A 20032-nucleotide genomic window follows, 5' to 3' on the forward strand; every position below is an offset into this window, starting at 1 on the left:
TTATCGGCCACGGGGCGCGTCCACCCTCCGAATTGCTCTGCACACGATCGGATGAATGTGGGACAGACAGGGCGGTGCGGGCGGAGTTGGCCGCTACATTCACGCCGTTCACAGGGCCGGGCCCCCGGTCCGTCACGTCAGGAGACCGTGGAGCCGATGACGGAACGACCTGCCCAGCGCGTCCCCAACCGGCAGCTCGCGGCACTGATCGCGGAAGCCGGGTTCTCCAACGCCGGGCTCGCCCGCCGCGTCGACCAGCTCGGTCTGGAGCACGGTCTCGACCTGCGGTACGACAAGACCTCCGTGACCCGCTGGCTGCGCGGGCAGCAGCCGCGCGGGACCACGCCCGCGCTGATCGCGGAGGTCTTCACCCGGCGCCTGGGGCGGCGGCTGTCCGCGCAGGACCTGGGGCTGGACGCATGCGCGCCCGTGTACGCGGGACTGGAGTTCGCGGCCACCCCGGAGGAGGCCGTCGACATCGCCAGCGGCCTGTGGCGCAAGGACTCCGGCTCCCACGCCGAGCTCCGGAAGATCGCCTTCACCCCGGCGGGGCTGGTCGTGCCGAGCCGGGACTGGCTGATCGGGCGGGCCGACGAGCGGGTGGGCAGGGGCGCGGACCCGGCGGCGCCCCGGGTCCCGGTGCAGGGCCGGACCGCGGTGCCCCGGCAGCGGCAGATCGACCGGGGGCCCGGGCAGCGGGTGACGGGCGGGGACATCGCCGCGCTGAGATCGGTCGGCGACCTCTTCCGCACCCTGGACCACGCCTACGGCGGCGGGCACGCCCGGCAGGCCCTCGTGCGCTACCTGGAGCACGAGGCCGAGCCGATGCTCCGCGGGACCTACGGGGAGACCACCGGGCGCCGGCTGTTCTCGGCCGCCGCCGATCTGACCCGGCTCGCGGGCTGGACCTCGTACGACATCGCCGCGCACGGGCTCGCCCAGCGGTACTTCGTGCAGGCGCTGCGGCTCGCACAGGCCGCCGCGGACCGGCCGTACGGGTCGTACGTGCTCATCACCATGAGCCGGCAGGCCGTCTACCTCGGGCACGGCCGGGAGGCGGTGCAGCTGGCCCGGGTGGCCCAGCAGGGCATCGGCTCCGGACCGCCGCCGGTGGTGCAGGCGCTCCTGCACTCGGCGGAGGCGCGCGGGCACGCGGTGCTGGGCGAGGTCCGGGCCTCGACGGCCTCCCTGGTGCGGGCGGAGCGGGCGCTGGGGGCGGCCCGGCCGGGAGACGACGTGCCGCACTGGGCCCGGTTCTACGACGAGGCGCAGCTGGCGGACGAGTTCGGCCACTGCCACCGGGACCTCCAGCAGTACCGGGCCTCGGCGCAGCACGCGGAGCGGTCGCTGCAGCTGAGGGCGCCGGGGTACGCGCGTTCCCGGTTGTTCTGCCGGGTGGTGCTGGCGACGGCGCGGCTGGGGCTGGGCGAGCTGGACCAGGCGTGCGCGCTGGGGGCAGAGGCGGCGCAGCAGGCGATGGAGATGCGGTCGGTGCGCGCGGTGGAGTACGTACGGGACTTCGAGCGGCGGCTGGAGCCGTACCGGGACGCCGCGGCGGTGCGGACGTACCGGGACCGGGTGGCGGCCCTGTCCTGAGGCCGCCGCCCGGCCCTGTCCTGAGGCCCCGCCCGGGCCGGGACCGGGGGCGCCGCCCGGGCCGACGGCCGCCGCCGGGGCGGGGCCCGCGGTCGCGGCGGGCTCCCTGGCCGGTGGTGTCAGGCCGCCACCGGGTAGGCGCTGTTGCGGGAGGCCGGGATCGGGATGCCGAAGTCGCGCAGGACCGCGGCGGTGGCGCGGCGGGCCGAGTGCAGGGCGCCCTGGACGGTGTTGGTGTCGCGGTGGTCCCCGCACACGTACAGGCCGGCCAGGACGCGGACCGGGCGCCGCGCGTCGTACGGCGGGGGCATGGCGGGAACGGCCTGCGGGGTGTGGTGGACGGCCAGCAGGTCCCAGTCGCGGGTGGTGGTCCCGTAGAGGCGGGCGAGGCGCGAGGCGACCGTGCGCGCGGGCGGCGGCGGACCCAGCACGGTAGTGGTGACGAGGCTGCGGCCGGCCGGGGCACGCGCCGGGTCGACGGCGCTGATCACGGTGGTGTGGGAGACGGGCCACCCGGGGTTGCCGTCCAGGAGCAGCGAACCGTCCCAGGGCAGGGGTGTGGCGGTGGCGTGGTGCAGGACGGTGACCTCGTGGAAGCGGGGCACCCGCAGGCCTGGCAGGAGTTCGGCGGCGGCGCGGGCCCCGGTGGCCAGCAGGACGGAGCGGCAGCGGAAGTCGCCGTGGTCCGCGGTGGTGACGAGGTTGGTCGCCACCGACCGGACCCGGACCCCGGTGCGGACGGTGCCGGGCGGCAGCGCCGAGGCGAGCAGGCCGGGCAGGACGGCCGCGCCGCCCTCGGGCACGGCGAGGCGGCCGCGGGCGAAGCCGCGCAGGGCGAGGTCGGCGACCCGGCTGGAGGTGGTGAGGTCCGGGTCGCGGAGCAGGGTGGCGAGCAGCGGGCGGAGCACTCCGCCCAGGGTGCGCTGCGGCAGGCCGCGGCTGCGCAGGGCGGACAGTGCGCTCCGTTCGGGCCGGGCGAGCAGGCGTTCCTCGGGCAGGGCGGCGAGCCGCCCGAGGGCGGCGCTGAGCCGGGCCTGGTCGAGGGAGCCGCTGGCGAGGGCGCGGGCGGGGGTGAGGGCCCCGGCCCGGAGCTGTTTGCCGTCGGTGTGGACCAGGACCCCGGGCGCGAAGGTGCGCAGGGTGAGGCCTTCCAGGCCCGGGGTGCGTTCGAGCTCCGTGTAGGAGGTGTTGAGCAACTGGCCGACCCGGTCGAGCCGGAAACCGTCGACGTACTGGGTGGCCATGCGGCCGCCCGGGTCGTCGGCGGCCTCCAGGACGGTGACGGTGACCCCCGCCGCGATCAGGTGGTGCGCGGCCGCGAGTCCCGAGACCCCGGCTCCTACGATGACGACGTCCGCATGGTGTGCGGCGTGGTGTGCGGCGTGGTGCGCGCTGCTGAGCACGTGCCCCTCCCCGAGGTCGGCGCGGCTGTGTCTCGACGTCCTTCCCCCAACCGGCTCCAGCGGAACCCGAGTTTGCCCGGGTATTACGGTCAACTCCGGTCGCACGGCGGTCGCATACGGCTCACAACCGGTCGCACGGTGGTCGCATGGGGCGAGCGAGGCGGGACGGGACGGGACGGGGGCCGGCTGAGCGGGGCGGGGGCGAGCCGGGGCGGGGCGGGACCGCACCGCACCGAGCCGGGCCGGGGGGGGCCGGGGCGAGCCGGGCGGAGCGGAGCCAGGCACCGAGCGGGGCGGGACCGCACCGGGCCGGGCCGGGCCGGGGCGAGCCGGGCGGGGCCGGGCCGGGCCTGGGCCTGGGCTGACGCGGCGGGGCCAACGCGGCGGGGCGGGGCACCCGGCGCCACGCCCCCCGACCCGGTCCGACCGGTAGGGCACCCCTACAGCGCGGCGCGGATGGCGTCCTCGATGCCGGGGTGACGGAAGGCGAAGCCGGACTCCAGCAGGCGGCCGGGCACGACCCGCTGACTGCCCAGCACGTCCTGCGCGAACTCCCCGAGCGCCACGCGCAGGACCACGGCCGGTACGGGCAGCACCGCCGGCCGGTGCAGCACGCGGGCCATGGCTCCGGTGACCTGGCGGTTGGTCAGCGGCTGGGGCGCGGTGAGGTTGACGGGCCCGGAGAGGGCGGGGGTGTCGATGATGTGGCGCAGGGCCGCGACCTCGTCGTGGAGGGAGATGAAGGGCCAGTACTGCCGGCCGTTGCCGAGGCGGCCGCCGATGCCGGCGCGGAAGACGGGGAACAGCCGTCCCCAGGCCCCGCCTTCGCGGGCGACGACCAGGCCGGTGCGGGCGAAGGCGGTGCGGATCCCGGCGGCGCGGGCGGGCGCCGCGGCCGCCTCCCACTCCACGCAGACGGAGGACAGGAAGCCGTTGCCTGCCGGAGAGTCCTCGTCGACGGCGCGGTCGCCGGTGTCGCCGTAATAGCCGACGGCGGAACCGCTCACGAGCACGGCGGGGGGTGCGTCGAGGGCGGCGAGGGCCAGAGCGATGGCGGTCGTGCCGAGGACCCGGCTGTCGCGGATCTCCTTCTTGTACGCGGCGGTCCACCGGTGGTCCCCGACCCCGGCCCCGGCGAGGTGCACGACGGCATCGCAGCCGGCCAGCCCGTCGGGGTCCACGTACCCCCGGGCGGGATCCCACCGTGCCTCGTCCGCGGCGGCGGGCGCCCGCCGCACGAGCCGGACCACCTCGTGCCCGTCCGCCCGGAGGGACCGCACGAGGGCGCTGCCGATGAGCCCGGTGGAACCGGTGACCGCGATACGCATGCCCCCATCCTGCCGTGTCCCCCTCCCGCCCCGGCCGAACCACGCCCCTCCCTCGTGGCGCCCCGCCGGCGATTGAGGCGCAGGGACGGCCGCATCGCACACGCCACACCCGGACCGAAGCCAAACCCAGCCCCGCCGGCGATTGAGGCGCAGGGACGGCCGCGTCGCACGCGCCACACCCGGACCGAAGCCAAACCCAGCCCCGCCGGCGATTGAGGCGCAGGGGCGCGGGGGCAGCGCCCCCGCAGCGGCATCGCGGCGCTGCCCTGCGGGCCGACCCGTGCTGCGCGCCCACCTGGGGCCGGGGGTCAGGTGGACGTCCCGAGCCAGGTGCCCACCGCGTAGGTGACCGCCATGGCCAGCGCCCCGCCCGCCACATTGCGCAGCAGCGCCCGCCCGGTCGGCGCGCCGCCGAGTCGCGCGCTGACCACCCCGCACAGGGTGAGCGCGGCCAGGACGGCCACCACCGTGACCGGCACCCGCGCGGACGGCCCCGGCAGGATGATCGCCGCCAGCGGCAGCAGCGCGCCCACCGTGAAGGCCACCAGGCTGGCGAAGGCCGCGTGCCACGGGTTGGCCAGCTCGTCGGGGTTGATGCCCAGTTCCACCCGGGCGTGGGCCCGCAGCGCGTCCCGCCGCGTCAGCTGTTCGGCGGCTTGGCGGGCCACATCCCGGCTGAGGCCCCGCTCGGCCAGCAGGTCGGTGAGTTCGTCGAGCTCCGCCTCCGGCTCCTCGGCCAGCTCGCGGCGCTCCAGGTCCAGCGCGGCCCGTTCGGAGTCCCGCTGCGAGCTGACCGACACGTACTCCCCCGCCGCCATCGACAGCGAACCCGCCAGCAGCCCGGCGACGCCCGCCGCCAGGATCGCCGTGCGCGAGGTGGTGGCCCCGGCCACGCCGACCACCAGGCCGGCGGTGGAGATGATCCCGTCGTTGGCCCCGAGTACCCCGGCCCGCAGCCAGTTCAGCCGCGTGCTGATCCGGGCGCTCGACGCGCCGCCGCCCCGGCCGCCGTGGGCCTCGACGTGTGCCGGTGCCGGGGCCTGGTCGGAGCCTTCGTTTCCCGTCACGCCACCACTGTCGCGGCCGCGGCCGCGCCGAGCCACCCGGCGGACCGGTCCGGGGTGCGCGGGCCGGGCCCGCGTACCAGGGTGGAGGGGTGAGACGCGGACGCGAGGAGCGGGGACGGCTGCGCGGGGAGCCACCACCGCGCTGGGCCCGGATCGCGCCCGCCGTGGCCCTGGTGGTGCTGGTGCTCGCCCAGGCGATCACTCCGGGCGACGTCGAGCTGGGGTATTTCCTGGCCGGCCTGCCCCCGGTGGCCGCATTCGCGTACGGGCCTGCCGGGACGGCCTTCTTCGCGGGCCTGGTGCTCCTGCTGCTCGGGGTCCCCAGTCTCGGCATAGGCCACGCCCGCGGTTCGGACCTGGCCACGGTGGCCGCCATCGGGCTGCTCAGCGTGGTGATCGCGTGGGTCCGGCGCCGCCGGGACGCACAGCTGGTCAGCGTACGGACGGTGGCGGAGGCGGCGCAGCTGGCCGTCCTGCCGCCGGTGCCGCCCCGGGTCGGCCCCGTCCGGTGCTCGGGGCTCTACCGGGCGGCGCAGCGCGGCACCCTGGTGGGCGGCGACCTGTACGACGTACGGGCGGGGCCCTACGGGGTCCGGGCGCTGGTCGGGGACGTCCAGGGGCACGGTCTGGCGGCGGTCGGCACGGTGGCGGCGCTGCTCGGTGCCTTCCGGGAGGCGGTACTGGACGACGCGGAGCTGGCGGCGGTCGCGGCCCGGCTGGACCGGCGGCTCGCGACGGACTCGGCGGCGGGCCCCGCCGAGCACCCGGAGCTGTTCGCGACGGCGGTGCTGCTGGAGTTCCCGCCGGGGCTGGGCCTGGTCCGGATCGTCTCCTGCGGGCACCCGGCGCCCCTGCGCCTGCGCGGGCGCGTGGTCGAGGAGGTCGCCGTGGAGCCGGGCCCGCCCCTGGGCCTGGGTCTCGCACGGCCCGGCCCGCCGCCGGTGGTGGAGCTGGCGGTGCGACCCGAGGACCGGTTCCTGCTGCACACCGACGGCGTGACGGAGGCACGGGATGCGACGGGCCACTTCTACCCCCTGGCCTCCCGACTGCCGGTGGTCGCGCGGGACCCCGCCGGGCTGGTGCGGGCGGTGTGGCGGGATCTGGCGGACTTCACGGACGGCGGTCCGGCCGACGACGTGGCCCTGCTGCTGCTCTGGCTGGACGGCTCCGGGACCGGGACCGGTACCGGAGCGGGTGCCCGTACCGAGGCCCGCGCCCCCTCCCACACCCGTACCGCCGCCCATGCCGGCGGCGACGCCGCAGCGGGGGCGGGGGCCGGGGACGGCTCCGGAGCGGCATGAACCGGAGCGGATCCACCGCCCGCCCGGGGTCCGCCGTCGGCCCGGGGTCCACCGCCGGCCCGGGGTCCACCGCTGTCGTCCGGGCGGAGCGTCCGGCAACGCTCCGCCCGCCGGGCCGGCCGTTTCACCCCGGAAGCGTGCCGGACCGTCAGCGGTCCTGGATGAACGCGCGCACCATCTTGCAGGTGACATTCGACGGCCGGTGGACGCCCGTCCGGACGGCCATCGTCCGGATCTTGCGGTTGGTCGCGCGCCGTGCGTCATACGTCCCGGAGTCGAGCAGGGATATCGCCAGTCGCATCGCCTTCAGACGGCGGTTGTGGCTCTCGTACCACTCGCGGGGCAGACCCGCCGGCAGCGGCTTCTTCTTGACGTGCTGAATGGTCGTGGCAGTGGCCATCTACAGCCTCCCAAACGGTAGTTGGCGTCCTGTCGTTCTCCCTCGATTTTACCGGGGACCACTGACAGAAGACCCTGGCCGGACAGGCCCTGGATAGGGTTGGGGCCATGGAGATCTGGATCAATCCGGCCTGTTCCAAGTGCCGCAGCGCGCTGACCCTGCTGGACGCGGAGGGCGCCGACTACACCGTGCGCCGGTACCTGGAGGACGTGCCCTCCGAGGACGAGATCCGCGAGGTGCTCGGCCGTCTCGGACTGGAGCCGTGGGACATCACCCGCACGTCGGACCCGCTGGCCCGGGAGACCGGTGTGGGGGACCTGCCGCGCGAGGAGACCGAGGGAGCACGCGCACGCTGGATCGCCCACCTGGCGGCACATCCGAAACTGATCCAGCGCCCGATCATCACCGCCGAGGACGGCACGGCCGTCGTCGCCCGCTCCGAGGAGGCCGTCCGCGAGGCGCTGTCCCGCAAGGGATAGGTGGAGGCGGGCCGGGCCCGTCCCGCCGGCCGGAGCCCGGCCCGATCGGCAGAGCACCTCACCCCTCAGGGCGCCGCGAGCCGGCGGGCGATCTCTCCGGCCGCCGCCGGCGGCAGCGCGTGGTGCGCGCTCCCGGGCAGTACGCCGACCCGCGCGTCCGGCAGGATCCGCCGGGCGGCGCGGGCCGCGCGCCCGGCGTCGTGGCACCGCGCCCGACCGAGCAGCACGACGGGCGGCGCCCCGGCCGGAGCCCGGCTGTCGACGCGGGTGACGCCGTGGACCGTGCCCGGTTCGGCGGTTTCGGCCCGCCCGGGCCACTGGTCGAGGACGGAGTCGCAGGCGGCGCGGAAGGACGGAGTCGGTGGGGTGGCGGGCCCGTTGCGCCCCTGGGGCGCGTCGGGCCCATCGGGCCCGCTGGACCTGGCAGACAGAGCGGACACGGCGGGGTCCGATGCCTCGCTGGACGATAATCTCGCTCAGCGAGAAATACCAGGCGGAGGCGATGTGGACGACAACCAGGCACCGGACGACCTGCGCCTCGTGCACCTGCTGCGGGCCGTGACCGCCGAATTCGGCCTGCGCCAGACCGAGTTCACCGCCCGCAACGGCATGCACCCCACCGATGTCCGGGCCTTGATCTGCCTGCTGGACGCGGCCCGCGCCGGGGAGCCGGCCACCGCGGGTCTGCTCGGCGCTCGGCTCGGCCTCAACTCGGCGGGCACCACCGCCGTGATCGACCGGCTGGAGCGGCTCGGACACGTGGCGCGGATCCGCGACGACCGCGACCGCCGCCGCGTCCTGCTGCGCGTGGAGCCGCAGGCGATCCGTCTGGGCCGCGCGTTCTTCGGCCCGCTCATCGACGGAGTGCTCCAGGTGCTGGACTCCTTCGATTTCGCCGAACGGGACACGGTGCGGCGCTTCCTGACGGCCACCCACGCCGTCTTCACCCCGGAGCCGGCCCCATGAGCACCCAGAACCCGGACCGCCCCGACACCGCCGGGCGGACCGCCGACGAGGTCCCCTCCCCCGCGCATGCCCCGTCGCCGCTGTCCGCTCCGCCCAAGGACACCGACCCGGCTGCGGGAACGGAGCGAACAGCGGCTGCGGTGCCGTCCGCGGGGGTGGATCCGGCCCGGGCCACGGGGCCGGCCGCAGGCACGGGGCCGGCCTTGGGCACGGACCGGGCCGGCGGGGTAAAGCGGACTGCTGGCGTGGATCCGACCAGCGTGGAAGGCCCCGCCACACCGGACGCGGGCGCGGGCGCGGACACCGGGCCCGACGCGGGCCCGGCCGCAGGCACCGGGCCCGACGCAGGCGCGGCGCCGGCCATGGAAGCGGGGGTGAGCGGGGGGTCGGGGGTGAGTGCGGGGGCCGGGGGCGGGGTGGATCTGCATCTGGAGCTTTTCGGTGGAGGGGCCCGGCGGGCCGTGGTGGCGCGGGCGCTGCGTGACGCCGTGCGGAGCGGGCGGTTGGCCGGTGGGACGCGGATGCCGCCCTACCGGACGCTGGCCGCCGATCTCGGGCTGGCCCGCAACGCCGTCGCCGACGCCTATGCCGAGCTGGTCGCCGAGGGCTGGTTCACCGCCCGGCAGGGTTCCGGGACGCGGGTCGCCGAGGGTGTGGCGGTCGCGGGCCCGCGGGCGGCCGCGGCCGTGCCCGCGCCGGCGGGGCCCCGGCACGACCTGCTCCAGGGCAAGCCCGATCCCGCCTCGTTCCCGCGGGCCGCCTGGGCCGCCAGTGCCCGGCGAGCCCTCTCCCAGGCTCCCACCGAAGCCTTCGGGCCCGGCGATCCGAGGGGCCGCCCCGAGCTGCGGCGGGCGCTGGCCGGCTACCTGTCCCGGGCACGGGGCGTGCGTACCGGCCCGGAGAACATCGTGGTCTGCTCGGGCTTCGCCAACGGCCTGCGGCTCCTCGCCTCCGTGCGCCCCCGGGACTGGGCCGTCGAGGCGTACGGGCTCCCCTTCCACCGCGGCATCCTCGACGCCGCCGAGCTCCGTACGCGGCCCGTCGCCGTCGACGAGGACGGCGCGCGGACCACGGAACTCCCGCCCGGCGCCCGCACGCTCCTGCTCACGGCGGCCCACCAGTTCCCGACCGGTGGCCGCCTGCTGCCCTCGCGGCGGGCCGCGGCCGTGGAGTGGGCACGCTCCGCCGACGGCCTGATCGTGGAGGACGACTACGACGGGGAGTTCCGCTACGACCGCAAACCGGTCGGCGCGGTCCAGGGCCTGGCCCCCGGACACGTGGTGTACGCGGGTTCGCTCAGCAAGAGCCTCTCCCCCGCGATCCGCCTCGGCTGGCTGGTCCTCCCCGATCCGCTGGTCGAGCAGGTGCTGGCGGCGAAGGGGCTGCGGGAGTCCTGGGCGAGCACGCTGGACCAGCTGGCGCTGGCCGACTTCATCGAGTGCGGTGCGTACGACCGGCACGTGCGCCGGATGCGCCGCCGCTACCGCGGCCGCCGCGACCAGTTGGTCTCCGTACTGGCGGCCCGCGCACCGGACGTCCGCGTGACGGGCATCGCGGCCGGACTGCACGCCGTGGTGGAGCTGGCGCCGGGCCGCGAAGCCGCGGCCCTGGCGGCAGCGGGAGCGGCGGGCCTGGCCCTGGACGGCCTTTCGTCCTACCGGCACCCGGCGGACCCGTCCCCGCCGCGTGAGGGCCTCGTGGTCGGCTACGCCGCGCCGCCGGACGCGGCGTTCACCCGGGCGCTGGAGGCGCTGGCGCAGGTGGCCCGGGAGGTGACGACGAGATAGGCGCCGGCCGCGGGACGGGCCGACAGCCGCAGCCAAGCCCCGGGGTGACGGCCACCTCGCCGTCACCCCGCCCCGGCACGCCCCACCCCACCCCCAGCACCGGCAGCACCGGCAGCACCGGCAGCACCGGCAGCGACACCACCGCCGACGGCGAGGGCACTGGCCGCGGCCACGACGGCAGGGGCACCACCGGCGGCGGACCCCGCCACGTCACAGGCCGCCACGTCACAGGCCGCCACCTCGTGCGAGGTGGCGGCCTGCTGACACCGCACGGGGAGAAGGGACTAGTTGCGGCAGCCCGGGACCACGCCGTTGCAGTTCGTCGGCAGGTTGTCGGTGATCTTGGTCTCGGTGGCCGACACCTTGGCACCAGTCGCGTTGTTGACGCCGCCGCCGTTGCGGGCAGCGCGGTTCTCCGTCACGGTCACGTGCTCCAGTACCAGCTGGGTGGCCGCGGCCGCCCGCCTGGTCACCAGGGCGTTGTTGATGCCGCCGCCGTCGCGCCCGGCGGAGTTCTTGATGACCTTGGTCTTCTTCAGCGACGCGAAGCCCTCGTTGTTGATGCCGCCGCCGTCGCGGCCCGCCTTGTTGAGGAAGAGGGTCGTGTCGCGGACGTAGAGCTTGGCCTCCTCGGAGTTGTTGATGCCGCCGCCCTCCAGGCCGGCCCAGTTCTCCGTGAGATCGCTGTGCTCGACCGTCGCGGTGCCGATGTTGTTGATGCCGCCGCCGTCGTCGTCCCGGGCCTCGTTGTGCTTGATCGTGGATTCCTCGACGGTCAGCGTGCCCTCGTTCTGGATGCCACCGCCGTCCTCGTCCGCCGTGTTGCCGACGACGTTGCTCTTCTTGAGGGTGAGGGTGCCCGTCGGGTTGTTGCTGATGCCGCCGCCGTCGCCGGGCAGGCCCGGAAGGTTCGTGGCCACGTTGGTCAGGACGTGGCTGGAGATGAGGGTGACGTTGCCGCCCTCGTTGTTGATGCCGCCGCCGTCCCCGCCCGACTGGTTTCCGGCGACCTTGCTGTGCTCCAGTCGCAGGGTCCCCGCGTTGTTGATGCCGCCGCCGTCCCCGGCGGTCACGCCGCCGGTGACGGTGAGGCCCTTCAGGGTGAGGTTGCCCGTACCGGCCACCTGGAGGAGGCGGAACTGGAGTCCGCGCACGGAGCGGATCAGGGTCGAGTTGTGTCCGGCGATGGTGACGTTGCCCGTGATGACCGGCAGGGCGTTGCCCGTGCCGACGAAGTCGGTCTCGAAGCGGTAGGCGCAGTTCTTGGCCAGACGGATCCGGCCGCCCTCGGGATTGGCGTTCGCGTCGACGACCGCCTGGATCAGGGCCTGGACGTCACCGCAGTTCACGTTCACCGACAGCGGTTGCGCCACGGCCGGCGAGGCCGCCGCACCGAGTCCGACGCTCGCCACGACAGCGGCTCCGGCGAGTACGAGACGATTCTTCATGCGTTTCCTTCTTCTCGGTTCCGCGGGGCCGCCGCCCTCCGCCCCCCGGTTCGGCCGGATGGGGACGGGAAACTGATCTCGGAGGCACCGTCACGACGCACCAGAGGTACCGGCTGTTCCGGGCGATTCCTCGCACCCGGGTTCGGACCCTCCGCAAATCCATGCGAACGGTGGGCCCGGTTGGGGCACGCGGCCCAGCGTCCGGAGTGTCGCCTTTCATCTGATCTTCACCACCGAACTCGTAGGGTGAGGTATGCCCCCATAGAGGGACAGACCGCACCAAAGGATCTACAGTGACCCAGTTTCAGCAGCCGCGGCCCGCCGCTGGCGGACGCCCGCTCCGCGCGCCCCGGCGGGGGGCCGACTGGATGTTCGGCGGGGTGTACGGGACGGTGCTGGCCAGCGGGCTGCTGGCCGCGCTTGACCAGGAGGGCGGCGACTACACGCCCTTCTACGACGCCAGCTGGGTGCTCGTCACGGCCGTCACGGCCGGGCTGGCGCACGGCTACTCGCACCACATGGCCACCCACCGGGGCTCCGCCACGGACCGGTGGCGCCTGCTGGCGCGGGCCCTGTGGCACGAGTGGCCGATGATCGCGGCCGCTCTGCCCACCGTGCTGCTGCTCGTCCTCGCCGGCCTCACCGGCTGGGACTCCTACGGTGTGACCGCCGTCGGGCTGGTCCTGAACACCGCCCTGCTGTACGCCTGGGGCGCATGCGTGGCGGTGCGCGTCGGGTACGGGCTGGGCTTCGCCCTGCTCATCGGGCTGGCCGACGCCACGATCGGTCTGGCCATCATCGCGGCCAACGCCCTGATCAAATAGGGAACGGCGCAGGGCCCGGGGACGGCGCAGGGCCGGACGACGGCGCAAGGCCGGCCAGCAGCGCGGGGCGGGACAGCAGCGCGGGGCGGGACAGCAGCGCCGGACGGGCCGCCGGCCACCGGCCCCGGCCGCCGCCGCCCCGCAACCGGGCTCAGGCCGGGAGCTGCGCCTCCGCCTCGGCCAGGATCTCCGTCAGCCGCGCGCCGAAGCGCGCCCCGCACGGGTCGGGCACGCCGGTCCGGGCCGCCGTATGCAGCGCGTCCAGGGCGCGCCCGTAGGCCCCGGGGACATCGCTCCAGCCGGGCATCTCCCGGACCCCCTCGGTCCCGCGCAGTTCCAGCCCCACCCCGGCGGCCTCGCGCGGCGCGCCGAGGCTGAGGACGGCGGTGCTCGCCGCGCCGGATGCGTGCCGCAGGGCCAGCTGGACCACGTCGGAGGGGCCGCGAGTGGCGCTGACGGCGGTGACCTCGCCGAGGATCGGGATCAGGACGGAGAGGGCGTGGGGGCCGACGTCCCACAGGCCGCCCTTGCTCTTGCGCCAGGGCGAGTCGGCGTACGCGCTGGGCGAGCCGTCGGGCGGGAAGACGGCGCCGAGCCAGTGTGCGGCCGCGGTGAACCAGCCGGGGCGAGCCGCCTGCCGGGCGACCCAGCCCGCGGTGGGCTCGGCGAAACGCAAGGTGAGGAAGACGACCGAGGCGACGCCGTGCCGTTCGGCGGCCTCGGCCACGGCCCGGGCGTCGGCGGCCGTCGTGGCGACGGGCTTGTCGAGCAGCAGGTGGCAGCCCGCGGCGGCGGCGCGCACGGCGAGCGGGGCCTGGACGTCCGGCGGCAGGGCGAAGGCCACGGCGTCACAGTCGGCGAACAGTGCGTCGGGGTCTTCGTACACCTTCACGCCGTACTCACGCGCCAGCTCGGCGGCGGCTTCGGGCCGCCGGCCCCACACGCCGGCGAAGTCGGAGCCGGGGTGCGCGGCGAGCGCGGGGGCGTGGGTGCGGTGCGCCCAAGGGCCGGTGCCCAGCAGTCCGGTCCGCGGCCGGGATCCAGGGCGGGACCGGCCGGCGGCGCTCCCGGCGGGGGCGGCGGCGTGCTCTCCGGCAGGGTTCACGTCAGGCGAAATGCTCACCCGGCCAGTCTGCCCCACCCGGACGGGTGTGCGGCCGGAAACCCGCTGCCGGCCCGCACAGCGCACCCGGCCTGCGGTGCGCCTCCCGGTAACACCGGGTTCACACCCGGGCAACGGAAGGGAAACCGCCGGGGGGCACGCTGCGGTCATCACCGCGGCGACGGAGCAGCGACCAGCAGCACCCGCAGAGTCTGAGGATGGGGCCCGTGAGCTACAAGGCTGAGTACATCTGGATCGACGGCACCGAGCCGACGGCGAAGCTTCGCTCCAAGACGAAGGTCCTCGGCGACGGCGACGCGCTGCCGGTCTGGGGCTTCGACGGATCGAGCACGAACCAGGCCGAGGGCCACGCCTCGGACCGCGTCCTCAACCCGGTCTTCTCCTGCCCGGACCCGATCCGCGGCGGGGACGACGTCCTCGTGCTGTGCGAGGTCCTGAACATCGACATGACCCCGCACGAGTCGAACACCCGCGCGCTGCTGCGCCCGGTCGCCGAGAAGTTCGCGGGCCAGGAGCCGATCTTCGGCATCGAGCAGGAGTACACCTTCTTCGACGGGTCCCGCCCGCTCGGCTTCCCCGTGAACGGCTTCCCGGCCGCGCAGGGCGGCTACTACTGCGGCGTCGGCTCGGACGAGATTTTCGGCCGCGACATCGTCGAGAAGCACCTGGACCACTGTCTGGCCGCGGGCCTGAGCATCTCGGGCATCAACGCCGAGGTCATGCCCGGCCAGTGGGAGTTCCAGGTCGGCCCCGTGGGCCCGCTGGAGGTCTCCGACCAGCTGTGGATCGCCCGCTGGCTGCTCTACCGCACCGCCGAGGACTTCAACGTCTCGGCGACGCTGAACCCGAAGCCGGTCAAGGGCGACTGGAACGGCGCGGGCGCGCACACCAACTTCTCCACGAAGGCGATGCGCGAGGACTACCGCGCGATCATCTCCGCATGTGAGGCGCTGGGCGAGGGCAGCAAGCCCCTGGACCACGTGAAGAACTACGGCGCCGGCATCGACGAGCGCCTGACGGGTCTGCACGAGACGGCGCCGTGGAACGAGTTCAGCTACGGCGTCTCGGACCGCGGCGCGTCGGTCCGCATCCCGTGGCAGGTGGAGAGGGACGGCAAGGGCTACATCGAGGACCGCCGTCCGAACGCGAATGTGGACCCGTACGTGGTGACCCGCCTCATCACGGACACCTGCTGCACGGGCCTGGAGAAGGACGGCCTGGTCTGAGTCCGGGGCCCCCGACTCGGCACCGCGGTCCGGCGCCGCGGTCCGGCGCCCCGGGCTTCCGCCCCGCGGCGCCCCGGAACCCCGCCGCACCGAAACCCCGCCGCCCGCCCGGCCCTTGCGGCCCGGCGGGCGCCGTCGTCCGTTCCCACGCCGGGACGGATCTGCCCACGATGCGATACACGACGTGGGTGCGCATCTGCCGAAACGATTCCGCGTCCACAGGAATTGTCGGGATTGCCATGCTCTGGCGACACGGTGAACACTGAATATGAGATTCCGATCCAGGGGGTGAGACGAGGTCTGCCCCGGAGGCGATCCGTCTGCTTGAATGAGCCCATGGCCAGCCACTCGCACACCTCGTCAGGTCGCAGCGACCTCGAGCCGTTCTGGCCGTCCCGTCAGGATCACGATTTCGACCGGGTGTGTTGCCGCGCGAAGAACGCGCCGACCCTCTAAAGCCTCCGGGACTCCTCTCCGGCCTCGCCCGGGGCCTTCGGTCTGCGCGGTACGACATCGACGACGTCCGTACGTCTCCCTGCCGACACTCCGCGTGAAAGAGCTGACCACTCATGGCCAACACCCGTTCCCTCGTTTCTGCCGCCTCCGCTGCGACCGCTCCCCAGAACTTCCCGCCCAGTCCGCGCCACCGGCTGCGCGCCGTCGACCGGGACGAGGTGGCCCGTGTGGTGGACTTCCTGCCGCCCGGCGCCACCTGGCTGCCCGCGCCGCAGCACACGCTGCCCACACTGCCCGGCCAGCCGCCGATGGTCGGCTACCTGGTCCTCGTGCCCGCCGACCAGCAGCCGCCCGTCGCCTTCGCCCCGCAGGCCGTCGCCCCGGCGCCGGCCGCCCCCGAGGCGGTACGCACCACCGGCGACGCCCTGGTCCGCATCGACGCGGCGCAGCGCACCGCCGAGGTCGACGGAGAGGTACTGGACCTGACCTACCTGGAGTTCGAGCTCCTGGCGCACCTGGTCCAGCACCCGCACCGGGTGCACAGCCGGGACCAGCTGGTCACCACGGTCTGGGGCTACGGCCACGTCGGCGACGGCCGGACCGTGGACGTCCACATCGCCCGCCTGCGCCGCAAGCTGGGCGCGGCCCACCGCGGCGCGATCCAGACGGTGCGCCGGGTGGGCTACAAGTACGCGCCCTGACCGGCCGGTCGGCCCCGACGCGGCGGGCCCGCACCCACCTGGGTGGGTGCGGGGCCCGCCGGCCGCTTAGGGGGACGTCCTGGCGCCCGGGCGGATCCGGTCGCAGCGCTAAGGGCTGTCCGCGGCCCCCGCCCGCCGTCCGGCCGCGAAGCCGAGCAGCAGGTCGACCAGCAGGAACCCGGCCAGGCTGATCCCGAGCAGCGGGAGGGACCAGCCGACGACGGCGGTCACCGCGACCAGCGGCAGCAGCGCCGTCACCGGCAGCTTCCGCCAGGCGCCGCGCGGTTGCGCGCGGCCGGCGGAGAGCCTGCGCTCCTTCGTCGGCCGCCGCAGCCACCACATCCGGTAGCCCCAGAAGACGAGGGACATCACCGCGAGGGCGAGCGCGCCCAGCGCGACCTGGTTGGCGAGGCCGAAGGTCAGGCCCATGTGCAGGTCGATGCCGAAGCGGGTGAGCCGGGCGAGCAGGGGGTGGTCGGCGAAGCGCAGTTCGTCCATGACCCGCCCGTCGGCCGGGTCGACGGAGACGGCGTCCAGGTGTACCGGGACCTGCCGGTCCCTCTCCTTGACGACGTATCCGTTGCCCCGCGCCGGGAGCGTGACCTGGAGCTCCTCGGTGACTCCGGCGGCCCTGGCCGCCTCGACGGCCCGGTCGATGCCGATGTCGGCGGGCGGGACGGGCGGGGGCATCTCCATGCCCTCGGTCATCCGGTGCCCGGCGTGTTCGTCCGCTCCGCCCGAGCCCGCCCCCGCGGTCAGGCGGGCGGAGACGGCGGGGGTGGCCCCGCCGAGGCGGTCCTGGAGCTGCCCGATGTTCTCGCCGGCGTACTTCGACCAGGTCAGGCCGGTGGCGGACAGGGCGATGAGCCCGGCGGCGGCCCACAGCCCGACGACCCCGTGCCAGGACAGCGTCCGGCGGCGGCCGGCCGACCCGCCGGCGGGGACGAACAGCTCGGCCCTGCGCTTGCGGCGACGGCCGGTCCACAGGACGAGACCGCCCAGGACGACCACCCACAGCCAGCTCGCGGCCAGTTCGCTGTAGTTCCGGCCGAACTCCCCCAGCTGGAGGCTGGAGTGGAACTCGCTCAGCCAGGCCCGCAGCGGGAGGGCGTCGCCCACCGTGGCGAGCCGTCCGCGCACTTCGGCCGTATACGGATCGACGAAGACGGTGAGGGTCTCGCCCTCCGGGAGTTCCTCACTCTCCATGATCACGCGCGTGGTGGCCCGGGGGCCCGGCGCGGGCCACACGGAGACGATCTCGCCCCGCGGTGCGGCGTCCCTGGCCGCCTCGACCTGGGCGCTGAGCGGCAGGACGCTCTCGCCGACCTTGGCGACGGTCAGCTCGTCGGCATAGAGGATCTTCTCGGCCTGCCACGAGCCGGCATAGAGCAGCCCGGTGGCGGCGGCGAGGAACAGCAGCGGGGCGATGAGCAGGCCCGCGTAGAAGTGCAGGCGCAGGAGCAGCGGCCGCAGGGCGGCCCGGCCGCCGCGGCTCTTGGGCGGGTCGGCGTCCGGCGTGCGGACGTCCCGAAGCTCGTCGAGGGACATGTGGGTCCTAAGGGTTGGCGAAGACATGGGGAACCGGCCCCGGGTCTCGCCCTCCTCCCGAAGAGGGGCGCCGGTCAGGCGCGGGAAGGACGGCCGGGGGCCGTGGCGCGGAAGGCTCCGACGGGCGGCGGGCCGCGCCGCACCACGGCGTGCGCGTACACGGCCCCGCGCAGGCGGCGCGGCCGTTCGTGCCGGGGGCGGGGCGCACCCGCGCGCGGGGCCTTCGGGGCGGGCACCGGTGTCCGGAGCAGGGCGAGCGCGCGGGCGAGCGGCCGGGCGGCGTGCAGCGCGGCGGCTGCCAGGGCGCGGGCCAGCCGGAAGACGGCGGCCTCTCCCCGGGCCAGCCAGACGGCGCAGAACAGTCCGGCGAGCACGTGCGCCGCGATCATCCCGGCTCCGCCGTGTCCGGCGGTGGAGGCCATGTCCGCCAGGGTGGCGGGGGTTTCGGCGGCTGCCGCGCCCCCGCCCACGGCCTGGGCACCGTCCATGCCGCTCATGCCGGCCATGCCGTTCATCCCGCCCATCGCCGGCATGCCGTGGTGGCGGTGGGCGGCTTCGGAGGCGGACACGGCCGCCTGGCTCCCGGAGAAGACCAGGTGCAGCGCCCCCTGCACGGCGAGCACCCCGGCGGCGATCCCCGCCGGCCCCCGCCGACGGCCGGCGGCGAGCCAGGCCGTCCCGCCGGTCACCCCGAAGGCGGCCAAAAGCCCCGCGAGCGCAATGTCCGTACCGGTCATGGACAAATGCCCTGCCGCACCCAAAGCGGTGCACACCGCCGCGAACGTCGCGGCCCGCGTGGCGCGCATCGGCGCGGAGTGCTGGGACATGGCCGGGACATGGTCCCACGGGGGCCGGTGGCATCCTCCGGGGGGCAGTAGCCGATCATGGTCGGGTGAAACCGATTCCAGTGAGCGCGGTGTACACCGGTGGGGTCCAGCTAGGGGCGTACGCCCTGGAGCGGTGGGCGCATGCCGAGCGGGAACGGCTGCTCCGGGACTGCTCGACCAATGTCGACAACCTCGCCGCCGGACGGTGGGAAACGCTCCTGAGCAGTGCTCTCGTCGTAGAGGAGCCCATGCCCCTGCCGTACGCGCTGCTGCTGGTCGCGGTCCTGGGTTACGCCGAGTACGCCTACGGCGCCTGGTGGACGGCCGCGGTGTTCCTGTTCGGCCACGCCACGGCGACCCTCCTGGTGTACGGCGTCCTGCGCAGGACGACCGATCCGCAGACCCGGCGCGCCCTGGACGTGGGGACCAGCTACGGGTTCAATGCCGTGCTCGGGGCCCTGACCTCGGCCCTGCCGCGGGGGGCGGTCCGCACGGCCGCCCGGGCGGGACTGCTGGCGCTCGCCGCCGCACCGCTGCTCAAGCGGGGGCGGACCTTCACCGACGCGGGACACCTGGCGGCGCTCGGGATCGGCGTCGCGGTCTCGGTGGCCGTCGATTGTCTTTCCGGGACGGAGCGCCACAAGATGGCATGAACCACCGCACCAGGGCTTTCCCGGCACCCGGGCGCCCCACGCCCCGATGGACGACACGGGTCACCCGCACACCGCTGGAGCCGCCACGATGACCGCCATGCCCTCCACCACCGTCGCCAACCTCCGCGACCTCGGCGGCACCCCGCTTCCCGGCGGCCGTACCGTCCGGCCCGGGCTGGTCCTGCGCTCCGGCCGGCTCGACCGGCTCGACCTGGAGGCCGACCCCGTGGTGGCGGCGCTGGGCCTGCGCACCGTCATCGACTTCCGCACCGCTGTGGAGCGCGCCGACCGTCCCGACCGGGTGCCGGCCGGTGCCCGCGGCCTCGCGGCCGACGTCCTCGCGGACCAGGTGCACACCGGCCGGATGCCCGCGGCCGCCCATCTGGGGGACCTGCTGTCCGACCCCGCCGTCGCCGAGGAGCACCTGGGCGGCGGAAAGGCGCAGGCCATGTTCGGCGAGGTCTACCGGTCCTTCGTGCACTCCGCCTCCGCGCAGGCCGCGTACCGGTTGCTGCTCACGGAGGCCGCCGATCCGGACGCGGGCCCGCTCCTCTTCCACTGCACGGCCGGCAAGGACCGCACCGGCTGGGGCGCGACGGTCATCCTGTCGCTGCTCGGCGCGGACGACGACACGCTGATGGCCGAATACCTGTCGGTGAATCCCGCCGTCCGGCAGGCCTTCGCCCCGATGATCGAGGGCTTCACGGTGTCCGGCGGCGACCCGGACATCGCTCTCGCGCTGATCGGTGTCTTCCCCTCCTACCTGCGGGCCGCGCTGGACGAGGTCGCAACGCGCTACGGCTCCATGGAGAAGTACGTGCGCGAGGGGCTCGGCGTCCCCGACGAGACGGTCGGGGCGCTGCGCGCCCGCCTGGTGGCCTGACCCCGGCCGGCCCCTG

Annotated in this window: 19 protein-coding genes; 10 read left to right on the top strand and 9 right to left on the bottom strand. The window is 75.2% G+C overall.

What is annotated here, in order from left to right; all coding sequences use genetic code 11:
- The first annotated feature begins 156 nt into the window (after positions 1-156).
- A complete protein-coding gene (locus AMK16_RS14445; RefSeq protein WP_073914582.1) occupies positions 157-1596 on the top strand; it encodes a regulator in 1440 nt (479 codons plus the stop codon).
- A gap of 119 nt (positions 1597-1715) precedes the next feature.
- Here the strand turns inward: AMK16_RS14445 and AMK16_RS14450 are convergent, their stop codons facing one another.
- From AMK16_RS14450 to AMK16_RS14460, 3 genes are all read right to left on the bottom strand, one after another.
- Positions 1716-2999: an NAD(P)/FAD-dependent oxidoreductase gene (locus tag AMK16_RS14450; RefSeq protein ID WP_073914583.1), complete on the bottom strand. Its 1284-nt coding sequence runs from the start codon at positions 2997-2999 to the stop codon at positions 1716-1718.
- Between the two features lie 440 nt (positions 3000-3439).
- On the bottom strand, positions 3440-4327 hold the full coding sequence (locus tag AMK16_RS14455; protein WP_073914585.1) for a TIGR01777 family oxidoreductase: 888 nt from the start codon (positions 4325-4327) through the stop codon (positions 3440-3442).
- A gap of 308 nt (positions 4328-4635) precedes the next feature.
- Positions 4636-5394: a VIT1/CCC1 transporter family protein gene (locus tag AMK16_RS14460; RefSeq protein WP_079191506.1), complete on the bottom strand. Its 759-nt coding sequence runs from the start codon at positions 5392-5394 to the stop codon at positions 4636-4638.
- A gap of 89 nt (positions 5395-5483) precedes the next feature.
- On the opposite strand from AMK16_RS14460, the gene AMK16_RS14465 reads away from it, so the two are divergent.
- A complete protein-coding gene (locus AMK16_RS14465) occupies positions 5484-6695 on the top strand; it encodes a PP2C family protein-serine/threonine phosphatase (protein ID WP_242438726.1) in 1212 nt (403 codons plus the stop codon).
- A 148-nt stretch (positions 6696-6843) separates the two neighbouring features.
- On the opposite strand, the gene AMK16_RS14470 is transcribed toward AMK16_RS14465, so the two are convergent.
- On the bottom strand, positions 6844-7095 hold the full coding sequence (locus AMK16_RS14470; RefSeq protein WP_073914588.1) for a hypothetical protein: 252 nt from the start codon (positions 7093-7095) through the stop codon (positions 6844-6846).
- A 107-nt stretch (positions 7096-7202) separates the two neighbouring features.
- Here AMK16_RS14470 and AMK16_RS14475 point away from each other — a divergent pair, with 107 nt between their 5' ends.
- Positions 7203-7574 (top strand): ArsC/Spx/MgsR family protein, encoded by a 372-nt coding sequence (locus tag AMK16_RS14475; RefSeq protein ID WP_073914589.1) that lies wholly within the window; start codon positions 7203-7205, stop codon positions 7572-7574.
- Positions 7575-7639: 65 nt separating this feature from the next.
- Here the strand turns inward: AMK16_RS14475 and AMK16_RS36625 are convergent, their stop codons facing one another.
- Positions 7640-8014, bottom strand: coding sequence for a hypothetical protein (locus tag AMK16_RS36625; RefSeq protein WP_199885466.1), 375 nt, complete (start codon positions 8012-8014; stop codon positions 7640-7642).
- A gap of 64 nt (positions 8015-8078) precedes the next feature.
- On the opposite strand from AMK16_RS36625, the gene AMK16_RS14485 reads away from it, so the two are divergent.
- Positions 8079-8540 carry a MarR family winged helix-turn-helix transcriptional regulator gene (locus AMK16_RS14485; protein ID WP_242438727.1) on the top strand — a complete coding sequence of 154 codons (462 nt, stop codon included), beginning with the start codon at positions 8079-8081 and terminating at the stop codon, positions 8538-8540.
- Positions 8541-8902: 362 nt separating this feature from the next.
- Complete coding sequence (gene pdxR, locus AMK16_RS14490; RefSeq protein WP_073916008.1) at positions 8903-10327, top strand: MocR-like pyridoxine biosynthesis transcription factor PdxR; 1425 nt, start codon at positions 8903-8905, stop codon at positions 10325-10327.
- A 284-nt stretch (positions 10328-10611) separates the two neighbouring features.
- Here pdxR and AMK16_RS14495 read toward each other — a convergent pair whose 3' ends face one another.
- Positions 10612-11775, bottom strand: a complete 1164-nt coding sequence (locus tag AMK16_RS14495) for a hypothetical protein (RefSeq protein ID WP_073914591.1) — start codon at positions 11773-11775, stop codon at positions 10612-10614.
- A gap of 293 nt (positions 11776-12068) precedes the next feature.
- Here AMK16_RS14495 and AMK16_RS14500 point away from each other — a divergent pair, with 293 nt between their 5' ends.
- The gene (locus AMK16_RS14500) at positions 12069-12599 is read left to right on the top strand and encodes a hypothetical protein (RefSeq protein WP_073914593.1); all 531 of its coding nucleotides are present in this window, start codon (positions 12069-12071) and stop codon (positions 12597-12599) included.
- 151 nt (positions 12600-12750) lie between these two features.
- Here AMK16_RS14500 and AMK16_RS14505 read toward each other — a convergent pair whose 3' ends face one another.
- Positions 12751-13620: a Gfo/Idh/MocA family protein gene (locus tag AMK16_RS14505; RefSeq protein WP_242438764.1), complete on the bottom strand. Its 870-nt coding sequence runs from the start codon at positions 13618-13620 to the stop codon at positions 12751-12753.
- A 308-nt stretch (positions 13621-13928) separates the two neighbouring features.
- Here AMK16_RS14505 and glnII point away from each other — a divergent pair, with 308 nt between their 5' ends.
- A complete protein-coding gene (glnII, locus tag AMK16_RS14510; RefSeq protein ID WP_073914596.1) occupies positions 13929-14948 on the top strand; it encodes a glutamine synthetase in 1020 nt (339 codons plus the stop codon).
- 569 nt (positions 14949-15517) lie between these two features.
- On the top strand, positions 15518-16105 hold the full coding sequence (locus tag AMK16_RS14515) for a winged helix-turn-helix domain-containing protein (RefSeq protein ID WP_073914597.1): 588 nt from the start codon (positions 15518-15520) through the stop codon (positions 16103-16105).
- 108 nt (positions 16106-16213) lie between these two features.
- Here the strand turns inward: AMK16_RS14515 and AMK16_RS14520 are convergent, their stop codons facing one another.
- Both AMK16_RS14520 and AMK16_RS14525 read right to left on the bottom strand, forming a co-directional pair.
- The gene (locus AMK16_RS14520; RefSeq protein ID WP_073914599.1) at positions 16214-17653 is read right to left on the bottom strand and encodes a PepSY-associated TM helix domain-containing protein; all 1440 of its coding nucleotides are present in this window, start codon (positions 17651-17653) and stop codon (positions 16214-16216) included.
- A 74-nt stretch (positions 17654-17727) separates the two neighbouring features.
- Positions 17728-18390 carry a hypothetical protein gene (locus AMK16_RS14525; protein ID WP_143196815.1) on the bottom strand — a complete coding sequence of 221 codons (663 nt, stop codon included), beginning with the start codon at positions 18388-18390 and terminating at the stop codon, positions 17728-17730.
- 155 nt (positions 18391-18545) lie between these two features.
- On the opposite strand from AMK16_RS14525, the gene AMK16_RS14530 reads away from it, so the two are divergent.
- Positions 18546-19133, top strand: coding sequence for a rhomboid-like protein (locus tag AMK16_RS14530; RefSeq protein ID WP_242438728.1), 588 nt, complete (start codon positions 18546-18548; stop codon positions 19131-19133).
- Positions 19134-19221: 88 nt separating this feature from the next.
- Entirely contained in the window at positions 19222-20016 is a 795-nt protein-coding gene (locus AMK16_RS14535) for a tyrosine-protein phosphatase (RefSeq protein ID WP_073914602.1), read from the top strand.
- Positions 20017-20032: the final 16 nt, after the last annotated feature.

Source organism: Streptomyces sp. CB00455 (genome assembly GCF_001905445.1).
Lineage (GTDB): Bacteria > Actinomycetota > Actinomycetes > Streptomycetales > Streptomycetaceae > Streptomyces.